Annotated in this window: 9 protein-coding genes; 5 read left to right on the top strand and 4 right to left on the bottom strand. The window is 60.7% G+C overall.

Going from position 1 to position 15756, the window contains the following annotated elements:
* Positions 1 to 13: 13 nt before the first annotated feature.
* The 3 genes from ACNFHO_RS24630 to ACNFHO_RS24620 all read right to left on the bottom strand — a co-directional run bounded on the left by ACNFHO_RS24630 (position 14) and on the right by ACNFHO_RS24620 (position 3761).
* On the bottom strand, positions 14 to 2065 hold the full coding sequence (locus tag ACNFHO_RS24630; protein WP_063545989.1) for a putative bifunctional diguanylate cyclase/phosphodiesterase: 2052 nt from the start codon (positions 2063 to 2065) through the stop codon (positions 14 to 16).
* A gap of 307 nt (positions 2066 to 2372) precedes the next feature.
* Positions 2373 to 2969, bottom strand: coding sequence for a superoxide dismutase (locus ACNFHO_RS24625; RefSeq protein ID WP_416767674.1), 597 nt, complete (start codon positions 2967 to 2969; stop codon positions 2373 to 2375).
* Between the two features lie 192 nt (positions 2970 to 3161).
* Positions 3162 to 3761, bottom strand: coding sequence for a LysE/ArgO family amino acid transporter (locus ACNFHO_RS24620; RefSeq protein ID WP_054893817.1), 600 nt, complete (start codon positions 3759 to 3761; stop codon positions 3162 to 3164).
* 126 nt (positions 3762 to 3887) lie between these two features.
* Here ACNFHO_RS24620 and ACNFHO_RS24615 point away from each other — a divergent pair, with 126 nt between their 5' ends.
* From ACNFHO_RS24615 to ACNFHO_RS24605, 3 genes are all read left to right on the top strand, one after another.
* Entirely contained in the window at positions 3888 to 4778 is an 891-nt protein-coding gene (locus ACNFHO_RS24615; RefSeq protein WP_063545988.1) for a LysR family transcriptional regulator ArgP, read from the top strand.
* A gap of 49 nt (positions 4779 to 4827) precedes the next feature.
* On the top strand, positions 4828 to 5823 hold the full coding sequence (locus tag ACNFHO_RS24610) for an NAD-dependent epimerase/dehydratase family protein (protein ID WP_054893815.1): 996 nt from the start codon (positions 4828 to 4830) through the stop codon (positions 5821 to 5823).
* Between the two features lie 86 nt (positions 5824 to 5909).
* Positions 5910 to 6728 (top strand): ATPase, encoded by an 819-nt coding sequence (locus ACNFHO_RS24605; RefSeq protein WP_416767673.1) that lies wholly within the window; start codon positions 5910 to 5912, stop codon positions 6726 to 6728.
* Positions 6729 to 6740: 12 nt separating this feature from the next.
* On the opposite strand, the gene ACNFHO_RS24600 is transcribed toward ACNFHO_RS24605, so the two are convergent.
* The gene (locus ACNFHO_RS24600) at positions 6741 to 7943 is read right to left on the bottom strand and encodes a DUF2599 domain-containing protein (protein WP_416767672.1); all 1203 of its coding nucleotides are present in this window, start codon (positions 7941 to 7943) and stop codon (positions 6741 to 6743) included.
* Between the two features lie 466 nt (positions 7944 to 8409).
* Between ACNFHO_RS24600 and ACNFHO_RS24595 the strand changes: the two genes are divergently transcribed.
* Together ACNFHO_RS24595 and ACNFHO_RS24590 are read left to right on the top strand one after the other, a co-directional pair.
* The gene (locus tag ACNFHO_RS24595) at positions 8410 to 10419 is read left to right on the top strand and encodes a hypothetical protein (RefSeq protein WP_063545985.1); all 2010 of its coding nucleotides are present in this window, start codon (positions 8410 to 8412) and stop codon (positions 10417 to 10419) included.
* 112 nt (positions 10420 to 10531) lie between these two features.
* Positions 10532 to 15721, top strand: a complete 5190-nt coding sequence (locus tag ACNFHO_RS24590) for a hypothetical protein (protein WP_112899068.1) — start codon at positions 10532 to 10534, stop codon at positions 15719 to 15721.
* Positions 15722 to 15756: the final 35 nt, after the last annotated feature.

Genomic DNA, 15756 nt, shown 5'->3' with positions numbered 1-15756 from the left:
ATGACGACCACGCTCAGAGTGCCGAGACCTGGTTGCGTTGGGCGTGCTTGAGGAAGGCGGTCAGCTCGCGCGAGGGCAGCGGCTTGCTGTAGTGGTAGCCCTGACCCTCATGGCAGCCCTGGGCGATGATGTAGGTTTCCTGCTCGGCGGTTTCCACGCCTTCGGCGATCACCTGCATGCCCAGGCTCTTGCCCAACTGGATGATGGCGCGAACGATGGTGGCGTCGTCATCGTCGTCCAGCAGGTCCTGGACGAAGCTCTTGTCGATCTTGATCTTGTCCAGCGGCAGCGACTTCAGGTAACTGAGCGAAGAGTAGCCGGTGCCGAAGTCGTCGATGGCGATCAGCGCCCCTGAACGGCGCAGGCTCAGCAGGTGTTGGGCGGCGGTGCTGATGTCTTCCATCAGGCCGGTCTCGGTCACCTCCAGCTCCAGGCTGCGCGGCGGCAGGCGATAGGCCTGCAGCAGGTTGTTGACCACCCGCGGCAGCTCGTTGTGGTGCAGTTGCACGGTCGACAGGTTGACCGCCATGCGCAGCTCGCTGAAACCCAGGTCGTGCCACTCGCGCAACTGGCGGCAGGCCTGGTCGAGCACCCATTCGCCGATGGCGATGATGTTGCCGTTCTGTTCGGCCAGCGGGATGAACTGGTCTGGCGGTACCATGCCTAGCTCCGGATGCTGCCAGCGCAGCAGCGCTTCGACGCCGACCACGCGGTGGTCGCGGTAGCTGATCTGCGGTTGATACACCAGGTAGAGCTGGTTGCGCGGCAACGCCTCGCGCAGGTCTTTTTCCAGCTCTCGGCGCCGACGCATCTCGCTGTCGACGCTGGCGATGTAGAACTGATAGCGGTTGCGCGAGCGGGCCTTGGCCAGGGTCATGGTCTGTTCGGCCTTTTGCAGCAGCTTCTCGGTGCTGTCGCCGTCTTCGGGGAACAGGGTGATGCCGATGGTGGCACGCAAACGGATTTCCTGATGATCGAGGGCGAAGGGCACTTCCAGGTCGTCGAGAATGCTCTGGGCCAGCTCGGCGGCCTCGTAGGGCTGCTCGATGTTGGCTTGCACCAGTGCGAACTGGTCGCCACCCAGGCGGGCGAGGGAACCGAGGCGGCCGCTGTGGGCGCGCAGGCGGTCGGCCAGGGCCAGCAGCAACTGGTCGCCGACCTGGTAGCTGAACTGCTCGTTGATGCCCTTGAAGTCGTCCAGGCCCACGCACAGTACGGCCACACGGTGCTGCAGGCGCCCGCCATCGACGAGAATCTTGTCCAGTTGCTGTTGCAATTGCTGGCGGTTGGGCAGGCCGGTAAGGAAGTCGTACTGGGCCATGCGCTGCAGGCTGTTTTCCGCCTCGTGGCGCAAATGGGTGTTGCGTTCGATGGAGGCCAGCAACTGGTTGGCGGTGTCGACCCACAGGCCCAGTTCGTTGCGTTCGTGGCCCTTGAGTTGGGGAATCTGGTGCTGGCTGGGGCGGTCGGGGTTGATCTGGGTGAGATGCTCGATGATTTTCGACAAGGGTTTGGTCAGCAGCCAGTGGTACACGAGGTAGAGCACCAGGCCCATGGCCAGGGCGCGCAGCACGCCGGAAATGAAGATGATGACCGCATTGACCAGAAAGCCCTCGCCGTAGCTGGCGGTATCGAGGGTGATGCTCAGGTCGCCGTAGTATTCGCTGTAGGGGCCGCGGCCGACCAGTTGGGTGGTGTAGGTGCGCTCCTGGCCGAGGATCAGGTCGGTCAACCAGCGCAGGGGCATGTCCTGCAGGGGGCGGGACTTCTGCGCGAGCATGGTTTCATTGGGGTGGCCGATGGAGGCCATGCGAACCGATTCGTCCTGGAACAGACCCTCCATGACCTGCATGCCCATCTCTCGGTCGAGGCTGTAGACCGCTTGGGTGGAGGGGTCGCGGAACATGTCGAGGATGCGCTGGGCATCGTTGTTGACGGCCTGGCGGGTCTTGTAGGTGTCATAGACGATCTGCGCACAACTGAGAACGACGCCCACCGCGAGCGCCGACAGCAGCACGACCCTGAGCAACTTGACCGACAAGCTGTTCCGAAATTCCAGCTTCAATGGGGTTTCCTTAATCCATGCGCATGCCATTATTTTGCCATCAACCTTGGCAATACACTATCGACCGATTGCCGCGGCAGGCGAGGGGCCCGTCGCTGGATGCACCCTGAGTACTGTATCGGTTATGCGGCCTTGCGACTTGAATGTCCTGCATCAACTTTCCAGAAGGTTGATGTTAGCGCGCTATTGAGGGGGAGCAAGAGAGGGCGCGCGGGAGGCTTGAAAATTAGCCGTGGTTTTTCCGTTTCCTGGACCCGGGAAACAAAAAAACCCGGCCAGGGCCGGGTTTTTCAGAGCGCTGAACGAATCAGGCCTTGAAGGTCTTGCCTTCGAACTGCTCGGCAACGAACCTCCAGTTGACCAGGTTCCAGAACGCCTCGACGTACTTCGGACGCAGGTTACGGTAGTCGATGTAGTAGGCGTGTTCCCAGACGTCGCAGGTCAGCAGCGGGGTGTCGCCGCTGGTCAGCGGGTTGCCGGCACCGATGGTGCTGGCCAGGGCCAGGGAACCGTCAGCCTTCTTCACCAGCCAGCCCCAACCGGAACCGAAGGTGCCGACCGAAGTCTTGGTGAACTCTTCCTTGAACTTGTCGAAGGAACCGAAGGCAGCGTTGATGGCTTCAGCCAGGGCGCCAGTCGGCTGGCCGCCGGCGTTCGGTGCCAGGCAGTTCCAGTAGAAGGTGTGGTTCCAGACTTGAGCTGCGTTGTTGAAGATACCGCCCGAGGAGGTCTTGACGATTTCTTCCAGCGACTTGCCTTCGAATTCGGTGCCTGGGACCAGGTTGTTCAGGTTCACGACATAGGTGTTGTGGTGCTTGTCGTGGTGAAACTCCAGGGTTTCCTTGGAGATGTGCGGCTGCAGGGCATCGTGGGCGTAGGGCAGCGGCGGCAATTCAAAAGCCATGGTGGATCTCCTGATTCAGGTCTGTTTGCGGTTTGCGCAAGGCCGATCACGGGCGGCCCGATGAGCGTCGGCGAGTTTGTACTCTTTGCGACGCAAGGGCTGGATCATAGCACCAGCCCCCGCGCATAACCACGCAACAACTATAGGGAATAGAGGTTCCAGAGCGGTTGGGCCCCGGCGACCAGTGGGGAATCAGCCGAGGATCAGTTGCGCGGCGACGGCGAACATCATCACCGCCACCATCAGGTCCAGCAGCCGCCAGGTCCCGGGGCGTGCGAGCCAGGGTGCGAGCCAGGCGGCGCCCAGGGCCAGGGTGAAGAACCACACCAGCGATGCGCTCGCCGCTCCGGCGACGTAGGCCCCGGGCACCGTCTGCTGGGCGCCGAGCGAGCCGATCAGCAGCACGGTGTCCAGGTAGACGTGGGGGTTGAGCAGGGTCACCGCCAGGGCACTGAGCAGCACTGCCCGGCGTGAACGCAGGCCTTGGCCTTGCTGCTGTTCCAGGCTCTGCCTGGAGCAGGCCCGCTGCAGGGCCTTGGCGCCATACCAGATCAGGAACAGCGCACCTCCCCAGCGTGCGGCGGCAAGCAGGGTCGGGTTGTGCGCCAGCACCGTCGCCAGGCCGAACACTCCGGCCGCGACCAGGATCGCGTCGCACAGCACGCACAACAGTGCCACCGGCAGGTGATGTTCGCGGCGCAGGCTCTGGGCCAGGACAAAGGCGTTCTGGGTGCCGATGGCCATGATCAGGCCGAAGGCCACCAGCATGCCGTTCAGGTAACTCTGCCACATAACGGGAACACTCCACGGGCGCCACCTTTGAAGGGCGACGCGGATTCACAAGAAGATGCTGGCCATTGTCGGCAAGGGCGCTGTATAAGAAAAACAAATAGTACTCATCCGGCATTAGGAAAATCGATGTTCGACTACAAGTTGCTCGCTGCCCTCGCCGCCGTGATCGAACAAGGCGGGTTCGAGCGCGCCGCCCAGGTACTGGGGCTTTCGCAGTCGGCCATCTCGCAACGCATCAAACTGCTGGAGGCGCGTGTCGGCCAGCCGGTGCTGGTGCGTGCCACGCCACCGAGCCCGACCGATGTCGGTCGCCAGTTGCTCAACCACGTGCAGCAGGTGCGCCTGCTCGAGCGTGACCTGCAGCGCCAGGTCCCGGCGCTGGATGAAGAGGGCATGCCCGAACGTCTGCGTATCGCCCTCAACGCTGACAGCCTGGCGACCTGGTGGGCCGGGGCGGTGGGGGATTTCTGTGCCGGGCAACGCTTGCTGTTGGACCTGGTGGTCGAAGATCAGGAAGTCGGTCTGCGGCGCATGCGTGCCGGCGAGGTGGCGGCCTGCCTGTGCGGTAGCGAGCGCCCGGTGGCGGGTGCGCGCAGCCAGCCGTTGGGGGCGATGCGCTATCGCGCGCTGGCAAGCCCGGCGTTCATGGCGCGGTATTTTCCGCAGGGGTTCGAGGTGGCGCGGCTGGCCCGTACACCGGCGGTGGTCTTCGGGCCTGACGATTTCCTGCAGCACCGCTACCTGGCGTCATTGGGGATCGAGGACGGTTTCCTGCATCACCTGTGCCCGTCGTCCGAGGGTTTTTTGCGTCTGACCGAAGCCGGGCTCGGTTGGGGCCTGGTGCCTGAACTGCAGGCCCGCGAACAACTGGCCAGTGGGCAGTTGGTGGAAATCTGCAGCGATACTCCCATCGATGTGCCGTTGTACTGGCATCATTGGCGCAACGGCGGGCAACTGCTCGCACAACTGACAGAACACCTGCGCCAGGCGGCGCCAGGTTGGCTGGTGCCGTTGTAGGCACGGGCGGCGTCAACTGCATCTGTAATCTGGCAAGGCGGAGTCTTACATGCGAATTCTGGTCACCGGCGCGAGCGGCTTCATTGGCGGGCGCTTTGCGCGTTTTGCCCTGGAGCAGGGCCTGCAGGTGCGGGTCAACGGCCGCCGTGCCGAAGGCGTTGAGCACCTGGTCAAGCGCGGGGCGCAGTTCATTCCAGGCGACCTGGGCGACGCCGAGGTGGCGCGCCGTCTGTGCCAGGGCGTCGACGCCGTGGTGCATTGCGCGGGGGCGGTGGGCAACTGGGGGCGTTATCAGGATTTTCATCATGGCAACGTGGTGCTCACCGAGAACGTGGTCGAAGGTTGCCTCAAAGAACATGTGCGGCGCCTGGTGCACCTGTCGTCGCCGTCGATCTACTTCACTGGCCGCTCGCGCCTGGACATTCGCGAGGACCAGGTGCCGCGGCGTTTTCACGATCACTATGCGCTGACCAAGCACCTGGCCGAGCAGAAAGTCTTCGGTGCCCAGGAGTTCGGCCTCGAAGTGCTCGCCCTGCGTCCGCGCTTCGTCACCGGCGCAGGGGATGCGAGCATCTTCCCGCGGCTGATGCGCATGCAGGGCAAGGGACGTCTGGCGATCATTGGCAATGGCCTGAACAAGGTCGACTTCACCAGCGTGCACAACCTCAACGAGGCGCTGCTCAGCGCCCTGTTCGCCGAAGAGCAGGCGCTGGGCCAGGCCTACAACATCAGCAACGGCCAGCCACTGCCACTGTGGGACGTGGTCAATTATGTAATGCGCCAGATGCAGTTGCCGCAAGTCACCCGCTACCGCTCCTATCGCCTCGCCTACAGCCTCGCAGCTGTCAACGAGGCTGCCTGCATGCTCTGGCCCGGCCGGCCGCAACCCACCCTGACACGTACCGCGATGCAGGTGATGAGCAAGGATTTCACCCTCGACATCAGCCGCGCCCGGCATAATCTCGACTACCGCCCCAAGGTCAGCCTGTGGACCGCGCTGGATGAATTCTGCGGCTGGTGGAAGCACCTTCCGGGGCAGCAGTGAACCTGTCGGGCGGAAGATGGTCATCAGTGCGCCGCCCGGGCGGTTTATAATATGTCTCTTTGCTATTAGTGCGGTCGAACCTACCCATGCGCAACGATGCCCACGATGATTTCGATGATGTGCCGGTCCTGAGGGCGGGTACGCCTGACGATGATGAACTGCTTCCGGCTCACGTGGCCCGCGGCCGCCAGAAAGCCGCGCGCCCGGCCAGCAGCGGCCCTTTGTGGGCGCTGCTGCTGGCCTCGTTCATCGCCCTGGCCGGGCTCGGCTGGTGGAGCTTCCAGCAGATCTCGCTGATGGAGCAGCAATTGGTGGCCACTCAGGAGAGCTTTGCCCGCATCAGCGAGGAAGCTGCCGGCCGCCTGCAGGCGATCAGCGGCAAGGTCGATGCCAGCGAGTCGAACAGCAGCACTGGCAGCGAAGCCCTGAAACTGCAGATTCGCCAGTTGCAGGCCAGCCTTGCCGAGCAGAGCAAGCAGCAGGAAGGCGTCGCTGGTCAGGCCGGCGATCTGGGCAAGCGCCTGGAGCAGGTGCTGGCCGATACCCGCGAGCAGCAGAAGGCGGTGACCGACCTGCAGACCCAGTTGCAGGCGCAGCTCAAGGCCGTGAATACCGAATTGGCGGCGCTCAAGTCGGGCCAGGTCGATGGCGGCAAGCTCGATGGCCAGCTCAAGAGCCTGAGCAGCGAGGTGGCCGCGGTGAAGAAGCAAGGCGCTGCGATCGAGAGCCTGGAGCAGGATGTACTGGTGCTCAAGAGCCAGGCGGACAACCGTCCAGCCAGCGCGGCTGCCGGTGGCGCGTCGGTGCAGGAGTTCGATGCCTTCCGTGGTCAGACCACCCGCAGCCTCAACACCTTGCAGAGCCAGATCCAGAACCTGCAGCAGCAGATCAACGCGCGGCCTTGACCGCGTAACGTTTCAGAGCAGATTGCAACCGGCCTTGAGGTAGTCTTCCAGGGGCCGGTTCGGTCGGAACGGCTCAAGGTTCCATTCGGGTTTGTCGTGGGCAATACGCATGTGGCAGATCATCTGTTGTGTCATGCCGCCATTGTCATTTTGTACCCACTGCCAATCATTGCTGAATTTTTGACGCATTTCCTGATCTGCGGCGTTCTCCGCGTCCGCTGAAGGGTTTGCTTTCACTGCTCTGGCGCAATCTGTCGGAACCAGTCCAAGCGCCCATTCTTTACGTCCCGGATTGACATCGCTGCGCTCGAACCAGTGCCCAGAGACGAAGTAACGCGCACAGATCACATCACCCAGTCTGGCCTGGGACGCTTCGACATAATCGAAACGGGCATCGCGTCCAGATTGTGGCAATGTCAATGTGATGATGGGGACGAAGTTACCGGTTTCCTGATAGAACGCACGTTGATCCTGCTGCGCCTTGTGCAACCCCAGCGGCCTGTCGTGCAGGTAGAAGAACGCCTGGATCGGCAGGCGGGTCGGGATGTCCATATCCCAGGTCCCTGCGCGCAGTTCGTTGTTCTGCTTGTAAGGCGTTGCTGGCAGAAGCCCGGTGGCCTCCACTGCGGCATTGAACCCGCTCACCGCGATCTGTCCAAGCCCATTGGCGACCGAAAAGCCGCATTGCCTGGCGGGATGATTGCCGTAGTTGGCAAGCCAGCCCTGGGCTGTAGTGATGCCCTGTAGATGGCAGGGGCGACTGCTGGCGCCCCCCTCTTGCGACGGCCCGCAACCCTTCTCTGGGCGTGTTTGCCGCCCTCCGTCGGCCGGAAAGATGCACAGGACCTGCAAGGCTTGGATACCTGCGGGCCGGGCGTCTCCAGGATAGATGATGTAGCCGTTGGTGTCGTTGAAGGCCAGGCGGTTGAAGGTGGCATCCTTGGCCAGATACATGTAGGCGGTGCCGCCATTGTTTCGCTCTTCGGGCGTCGGGTTCCAGCTTTTTTCCTGAGTCAGTTGGGTTGTGCCTCGAAGTATCACGCCAGCGCACAGGAAGCGGGGCTTGTTGGTGCTGCCGCAGTTGACGGGGGTCTCATGGTAGCGGGCCTGCAGCGCCTGTGCTGTTTCTGGCCCTGGGTCCGCCAGTGCTGCGTGACCAATAGCCAGGCTTGCTGCCAGTAGGCTCAGGTTGAGGGTGACTGGGTGCGAATGCATAGCGGGTCTCTTGAAAGGTTGATGGGACTGTTCGCGCCCTGTCAGTGCGACGCTCATGCCGTACTGCGAAGACCCTAGGTAAAAGTGTCTATCCGAGCAACTGATAAATATGACAGGTGAATGCCACCGTCGAGTTGTCGGGCACCTAGTAATTTTGTCAGGTGTGCAGGGCTCCGGTTCTTGTTAGATTTTTCTTGCGACTTTGCGATAGGGAAACAGCCAGCGCATGTTGGAATATGGCGCGCCCTCGATGGGGCCAGTAACTATGTTTAGTCCAATCATCCACCGTGCTTTGCTCCGCATAGTGTTCACGTATTCCTACTGCTGAGTTTACTGCGCATACGTGGCACGGATTCACTGGCAGAGCGGTGTGCCTGTATTTGGAAACTTTCAGACTTCTCGAAATGACTACTGCAGTCCAGCGCACCGTCGTTTCACAAAAAAACCGACTCTATGGAGTTACATCATGACCGGATACACCAAGTTCGTGGAAAGAAGCAGTGTCCAGGCCAGGCCAGGTGCCCGCTCTGTCAAGCTCACCCAAGACCCAGGGGTTCTGGACCTCAACCCGATGGAAATCGCGGGCTTGATCGACGATGTGATACTTCCCGTGGCCGCTCAAGGTAGCGACCTTCAGGTGCTTATTCCTAATTGGCCTGAAAGCGAAGATGGCTATGAACTGATCTTGACGTGGAACGGCACCCAACTCACAGGCCCGGAAGCGCGTCATATCATCACCGCTGCAGAGCAAGCAGATCCGAAGTTCAAGTTTTCATTAACTTTCCTCGCCACCCATTGGAGCTCGGTCACACCGGAGCAAGACGTAACTTTCACCCTCGGCTATGTCAATATTCCTCATCCGGACACTACCCCCGATCCTGGCCCAACTCGCCCTTTGCGCATCGATAAGTTGCCACCTGGTGGCAGCACCCCCGAAACGCTTGCAGCGATCGAGTTCCCTACTGCGGTCGAAGCTCGTAATCGAATTCTCCTTACCGACTTCGTAGCGGACCTGCTGCCGACTCAGATCAAGGGTTATATTAATCAAGAGGCGGGAGATCAAATTACTGTCACCGCCACTGACGGTGCGACACCTGTGACATTTGGCCCTTTCACCGTCCTCGGGGCAAACCGGTACACCGATGCACAGTTTGAGCTCGCGAAGCTGCAGACGCTGCCGGACTTGACGCCTATCACCTTCACCTATCAAGTCGTGGACAAGGCAGGCAACCGTTCTATCGTGTCGCAGACTCGTACACTTGAGCTTTTGCTGGAGAACGTCCCCGCCACTCCTCTGCCAACGCCGATCGTACCGATTTACGACAGTGAAGGCCTGATTCTGGATGAGCATGCCAGGGCAGGGGTGGTGGTACAGATTCCTTTGTTCGATGAGGCCACGGTCGGCGATCAGATCATTGTCATCTGGGGCTCGCAACGGGCCGATGCCGCGACCATCACCAGCATCCCGACAACTGAACCTCTGCTTGAAGTGCAGTTGCTCTATAACCTGCTCATCCGTGACGTCCAATCCGGCTCGGTCAACGTCACCTACGAGCTCTGGCGCAGCGGATCCCTCATTGGCCAACCGGACACACCTGCCGTTGTCGAAGTCGAGTTGAGAGTCCCAGGAGGCCCGGACCCTGATCCGGAAACCCCTGAAAATGAAAACCTCAAGCCTGCGGATATTGTCGGGGGCGCTTCGGGTGGCACGAACGAGCTGTCGCCTGAGGACCTGAAGGTTGACGCGATGCTGTTCATTTCTCCTGAAACGGTCGACGGCAAGCCTCTTTTCGAGGCCGGCGATATCTTGGCCTTGCTGTGGGGCGCACAACCTGCTCAATCACTGGCCCCGGTTACTGCTGCAGAAGCTGCGGGCTCCGACGCTCTTGAACGGGTCGTGCCCTCTGCCCTTCTCCAGGCCGAAGGCAGTGGCACGGTAGCGATGCAGTACACGGTCGCTCGCGAATTCGGCGCAGGTGGGGAGCAAAACGCCTCGCTCTCGCCGGCGCAAGACGTGAATGTGCTCAACGGCGATGATCTGCCGGGCGGTGGGAACCCTCCGCCTCCACCGGTATTCACTCGCTTGAATTCAAATGGTGCGATTGGGCGTCCAGAAGCTGCATCTGACCTGCCGTTGCGAATCCCTGCCTACGTCAACATGGCGGTCGGTGACCTGATCGAAGTTTATCTGAGCGCAGACACCTCAGTGGGGGCTGTTCCGGGTGCGGATATCCCAGAGGCGACCGAAACCCTGCCTGTGATCACCGTCGTGCAAAAACACATCGATGACGGCTATATCGACGTCCAGATCGCGCGAGCGTGGGCGTTCAAAGTGTGCCGTGGTTCCGCCACACCTCATTACACAGCCACCAATCCGTCTCTCACGCCTTTGATCCCAGTGAAGTCCGACTCTAATCGGACGCCTGTATCGGTCCGTGAAAGTGGAGCGCCCACTTGTCCGATCCCCGCACCGTAGATCGATTGTGCCTACTGAAAAGCCTTGCAGGTTTATGCAGGCCACCGTTCGATGAGCGTATCTGACAAACGCGGCCGCCAGTAGATTCGGTGGCCAGCGTCAGGAGTTGCAAATGAGCCAATATCGATCCCACCCTTCGGTGCAGTCGACACGCAGGGCCCCTCCAGTTCTTCCGCCGCCGGTTATCCCTGCTGCCCATGACGGCCGTGGGCTGGGCCTTTATCTGTTGGACGATGAGCAGCGTCCGCTCGCCGTAACCATACTTGCGGTGCATCTGGAAAAAGATGACATCATCAAGCTGTACTGGAACGATATTCTGCTGGACACCCAGGCTTATGTTCCCAGTGATGGGTCCCAAATGACATTTCTGGTAGCGCCGTCCCGCATACCAGAGGGCAGCGGGCGCGTGCACTACACCTGGGAAGATCCCCTCGCGCCAGTACCTGACCCCTCCACGCCTCTGGATGTAGTGGTCAAGCGTGCGGTTCCGGGCGGCACCGATCCGGACCCCACCACCGAAATCAACGAAAACCTCACGCCTCCCCAAGGCATCCCCTCTCTGATCGATGCCGAGCAGGCGACGAAGGGTGTCGATGTCATCATCGGCTCTTACCAGAACCGGAGCGTGGGAGACACCGTGTGGCTCAGTTGGCACGGTCAGATACTGCAGAAGGATGTTCCCCCTGGCGTTCAGTCTTTCGAGATCCACGTTGATCAGGATGTCATCGAGCGCGCTGGCGAAACCGATCAACTGGTGGTGCGCTACGAGATCCGCGACGAGGTCAACAACCGCTCGAAATGGTCACCCTCGGCCGGTGGCGAGGTGGATCTGGGCAGTGGTGCGCTGGATGCCCCCCACGTTCCAGCTGCCGACGCTCAGGGGCGTGTGGACTACGAGGCGTTGACTGGAGATCTGGACGTGGTGCTCGGCCCTTATACGGGTATGAAGGTCAACGATTTCTTGGTCCTCAACTGGAAGGGTGAGGGTGCAGGGGGGCAGTTGCTGCCTGAAGTCAATATCCCCCATACAGTCGTGGATCAGGACTTGCCCGGTGGGGCTTTTGTAAAAGTGCCGAAAGCCGCAGTGGCTGCGGTGCTACAGGGCCAGGTGCGGCTGAGATACCAGCTCGTCGGTGGCGCCAACCCGGTATCTCGCAACACCAGCATCAGGGTCACCGGGCGTCTTTCGCTCCGGCCGCCCAAAGTGTTGGAAGCCGAGGATTCGGTACTGGACCCTGTTAAGGTGCCCCCGCAAGGGGTCAATGTGAGGATTGAACAGTACACCAGCATGGCAGAGGGTGACCTGTTGCTCATCGAGTGGGTGGGCAGGACCCGCTCCGGGGGTATCAGTTATCACTACAAAGAGGTCACCGTGCAGGGCGTCCAGGTGGGCAATCCCATCGAGCAGTTGTTCGATAAAACCCTTGTCCAGCACATCGCTGGGGGCTCGCTCGAGCTCTACTACACGCTCACTAGTGTCGGTGGTGCCAGATCCGCCTCTGACAAGCAGAGCCTGACGGTGAGAGAGAGCTCAACCATGCCGCGTCCAGATGTGCTCCACGCACAAGGCGATGTGCTGGATCCTGCGGATGTACCCAACGGCACCACGGTGACATGCCGCAAAGGTTTGTTCACGGCGGGTGATGAGCTTGAGATGTCCTGGGTCGGCCCTACACAGACCGAGGGTGACGACACGTATTACGAACGCAGAAGCCTTAGTGCCAATCAGGCTCAGCAGGACCAGGATTTCACCATCGACTCGAAGTACATCATCCGCAACAGTGAAAAGGATGTATACGTCTTCTGCCGGATGATGAACCGGCAACTGGACTCCGAGATCTTTGCGCTGAAGATTCGGGCCCTGTCCACCGAATTGCTGCCTCCCGAAGTCAAGGAGGCTGCCGGTGGCAAACTCGATCCCATGCAAGCAAGAAATGGTGCTCATGTGACGGTGCGCTATCCAGGCATGCAAGCGAGTGATCGTATCGAGGTCAGATGGCTTGGCGTGGGGGCCCCGTCGGTGCCAGAGGTCGGTGGCGACGCGAAGGGTTTCGTTGATGTACCGATCCCGGCTGCCACTGTGGGCAGAAGCATCGGTCGCACGGTCCAGGTCAGTTTTGTTCGCATCCGGGATGGGGTTCCCACCCCGTCGCAGGTACTGGAGATGGTAGTCGATGCCCTTGATACCAGCGTCTTGAGCGATCTTGAACTCGATCATGACAACAATGGGCAGTTGGATCTGGATACGTTCCAGGGCAGCCCCTCCCTGCGCGTCGGGCCTTGGCCTTTTATCGCAGCAGGCCAGCGTTATTGGTTGGTAGGGACTGGCGAGAGCGCTGACGGGGGCGCTTATCGACACGAGTTCAGATCTCATATCCCAGTTGTTGCGGGGGAGGTCAGCCGTGGGTTGGTAATGGAGGTGTATCGAAACGAACTGGAGAAGCTCGCGCCCGATAAAAAGTTCACCTTGAACCTCATGGTCAATTTCCAAGGCGAGAATGACCCGTTCAACGCCCAGGCGTTCGCCCCTTGCGAAGTGGTGGTGACAGGCGGAGTGGGTACAGGAGATCTACCCCCGCCTGTCGTGAGCGGCACCACTGGGGACGTGTTGGATCCGATCACCGCGCGCGCGGGTGCGCGGGTGCGGGTCACCTATCCGCAAATGTCGGCCAATGACCAGATCGCGCTGAGTTGGAAGGGCGTATCAGGCGTGGGGACGCCGTCGATCAGTCCGGTTCCTGGCGATTCGCGTGGCTATGTCGATATCGATGTGCCGGCGAGCGCGGTCGGAGCCAACATCGGCAAGACCGTCGAGGTGAGTTACACCAGAACACGTAATGGCTCCACGCGTCCCTCGCAACTGCTGCCCTTGCGTGTCCAGTATCTTCAGTCTCGGGATCTGGAGCGCCCGACGCTCGATGAAGCGCCCAATGGAGAGCTGGATCTGGACAGCTTTGCTGGGAATCCTACCTTGCGTGCCAAACCTTGGCCGTTTATCGCTGCAGGACAGCGTTATTGGCTGGAGGGCGCTGGTACGCTCAAGGGCGGCGCTGCCTATGAGCATTTGTTCCGACAGAACGTCACAGTCACAGCGGCTGAAGTGGGCACTGGCCTGGTCATTACGCAAATCGCCCGATCAGAGCTTGAAAAGCTGGAGTTGGACAAGCCTCTGCGCTTGACACTCAAAGTCAACTTCGAGGGTATCAATGACCTGACGCAGACGCAGGGCTTCCCGGTACTGGAGGTGATTGTCAAAGAAGGCGCAGGTAATGGGGAACTGCCCGCGCCCGTGGTCGAGGATGCGGCTTTGGGCGTACTCGATCCGATGGCCGCGCTCAACGGGGCGAGGGTGAGAGTCGCCTACCCGTCCATGCAGACCACAGACACCATCCAGCTCAAATGGCTGGGTAGCGCAGGTGCGGGAACGCCGACGCTGCCTGATGTCGGCGGGAGCAGCAACGGTTTCGTCGACATCCCAGTGCCGGTTACCGCAGTGGCCGCCAATATCGGCAAATCAGTCGAAGTCCACTATGTGCGCAAGCGCAATGGTACGGAATTGGAATCCGAAGTGCTCGACCTGCGGATCGACTATCTCCAGCCGACTGATCTCGATACTCCTGTCGTCAAGGAGGCCAGCAACGGTGTGCTCGACCTGGACAGTTTTACCGGGCCGGCAACGTTCCTGGTCGAGCCCTGGCCCTTCATCGCCGCAGGCCAGCGCTACTGGCTGGAAGGCAAGGGCACCGAGAAGGGAGGGACTCCCTATACCTACCTGTTCAGAACCAACGTGACGGTTCCGCAGGATGCCGTGACCAAAGGATTGCAGCTACCCAATCTCTATCGCAGTGAACTCGAAAAGCTTGAGGAGGGCAAACCGTTCGACCTCACCTTCAAGGTCAATTTCGAGGGTGTGAACGATCAGCCCAACACTCAGGCATTTCCGCTGGCAACAGTGAATATCGAGCGTGGGACAGGTGCTGGCGAACTGCCTGAGCCTGGGGTTGAGGGTGCGACAGCCGCAGGTGCACTCAATCCGATACTGGCACGGACCAAAGCAGTAGTGAAGGTCGAGTATCCGCAAATGCTGCAAAGCGATCGGATCGCCTTGAAGTGGGTTGGAGTATCAGGGCCTGGGACGCCGACTATTGCGCCTGTCGATGGACGCACGGCGGGCTTCGTCAATATCGATGTGCCGGCCTCGGCTGTAGGGGCGAACATCGGCAAGACGATCGAGGTCACTTACACACGCACGCGCTCTGGTCGTGACCTGGACTCGAAGGTGTTGTCGCTGAGAATCCAGTATTTGCAATCCACCGACCTGAAGACGCCCGTGCTCAAGCAGGCGGCCAATGGCGAGCTTGACCTCAAGAGCTTCACGGGTGACGCCCAATTGGATGTCGAGCTCTGGCCGTTCGCCGCTCAGGGGCAGCGATACTGGCTTACAGGGCGCGGTACGTTGAAAGCGGGTGGAGACTACGAGCACGCCTTCAGGACCAATGTGACCCTCAGCGCCAATGATGTCAGCAACGGGAAACTCGAACTCACGATTCAGCGCGACCAGTTGAACCTGCTCAAGCTGGATGCGGAACTGAGTCTGACGCTTCAGGTGAACTTCGAAGGCATCAATGACTTGCCCAACTCGCAGGGCTTTCCGCCGACGCGGGTCAAGGTCGTTGAGAAGGGGCTGCCGGTTGCGGAGGTCGAGAAGGCCACTGGCCCGAACAAAGACCAACTGGACATGAACGACTTCTACAACGCATCCAGTGTCAGGGTAACGGTGCGCAAGTACGCTGGCATGGCTGCGGGGGATACGGTGATGTTGCGCTGGCAGAACCCGCGTTCGACCTGGCGCTCAGATATCGTCACCGTGGGGGCGTTGATTGATCTCACATTCCAGGTGCCGAGAATGGAACTGATCGATTCGATCGGGCAGACCGTCCCGCTCGACTACACCGTCATACGCGGTGGTGTTGGAAGCCGGGAATTTTCCGAGGTGTTGTCGCTGGTTGTCGCGCGCCAGCCGATCCTGCTCGGCCCGCCTACCTATACCGCTGCCAGCCGTACGCTCACGGTGCGTTATGCCCAGGCTGCCGTGAATCATACGGTCAAGGTGCGTTGGGATGGCGCGGTGCTCAGGGAAACAGACACCCAGCTGGTGAACCCGAACGGCAACCCGTTCGTGATCGATCAAGCCTGGGTCACGGAAAACGCTGGGAAAACAGTGCTGGTGAACTACAGCATCTCTCGGCAACTGCCTACGGAGCGCCTGCTGTTCTCGCAAGTGTTGCGGTTGCAGCTCTAGACGGCCATTACCCGCGAGGCCAGAAGCAACTCACC

It is taken from the genome of Pseudomonas sp. NY15374 (genome assembly GCF_048068255.1).
In the GTDB taxonomy this organism is placed as follows: Bacteria; Pseudomonadota; Gammaproteobacteria; order Pseudomonadales; family Pseudomonadaceae; genus Aquipseudomonas; species Aquipseudomonas machongensis.
This window is presented reverse-complemented; position numbering and strand designations above follow the sequence as displayed.

Coding starts and splice junctions, on each gene's coding strand:
- ACNFHO_RS24625 (WP_416767674.1), bottom strand. CDS start 2,969: ATGGCTTTTGAATTGCCGCCGCTGCCCTACGCCCACGATGCCCTGCAG.
- ACNFHO_RS24620 (WP_054893817.1), bottom strand. CDS start 3,761: ATGTGGCAGAGTTACCTGAACGGCATGCTGGTGGCCTTCGGCCTGATC.
- ACNFHO_RS24615 (WP_063545988.1), top strand. CDS start 3,888: ATGTTCGACTACAAGTTGCTCGCTGCCCTCGCCGCCGTGATCGAACAA.
- ACNFHO_RS24610 (WP_054893815.1), top strand. CDS start 4,828: ATGCGAATTCTGGTCACCGGCGCGAGCGGCTTCATTGGCGGGCGCTTT.
- ACNFHO_RS24605 (WP_416767673.1), top strand. CDS start 5,910: ATGCGCAACGATGCCCACGATGATTTCGATGATGTGCCGGTCCTGAGG.
- ACNFHO_RS24600 (WP_416767672.1), bottom strand. CDS start 7,943: ATGCATTCGCACCCAGTCACCCTCAACCTGAGCCTACTGGCAGCAAGC.
- ACNFHO_RS24595 (WP_063545985.1), top strand. CDS start 8,410: ATGACCGGATACACCAAGTTCGTGGAAAGAAGCAGTGTCCAGGCCAGG.
- ACNFHO_RS24590 (WP_112899068.1), top strand. CDS start 10,532: ATGAGCCAATATCGATCCCACCCTTCGGTGCAGTCGACACGCAGGGCC.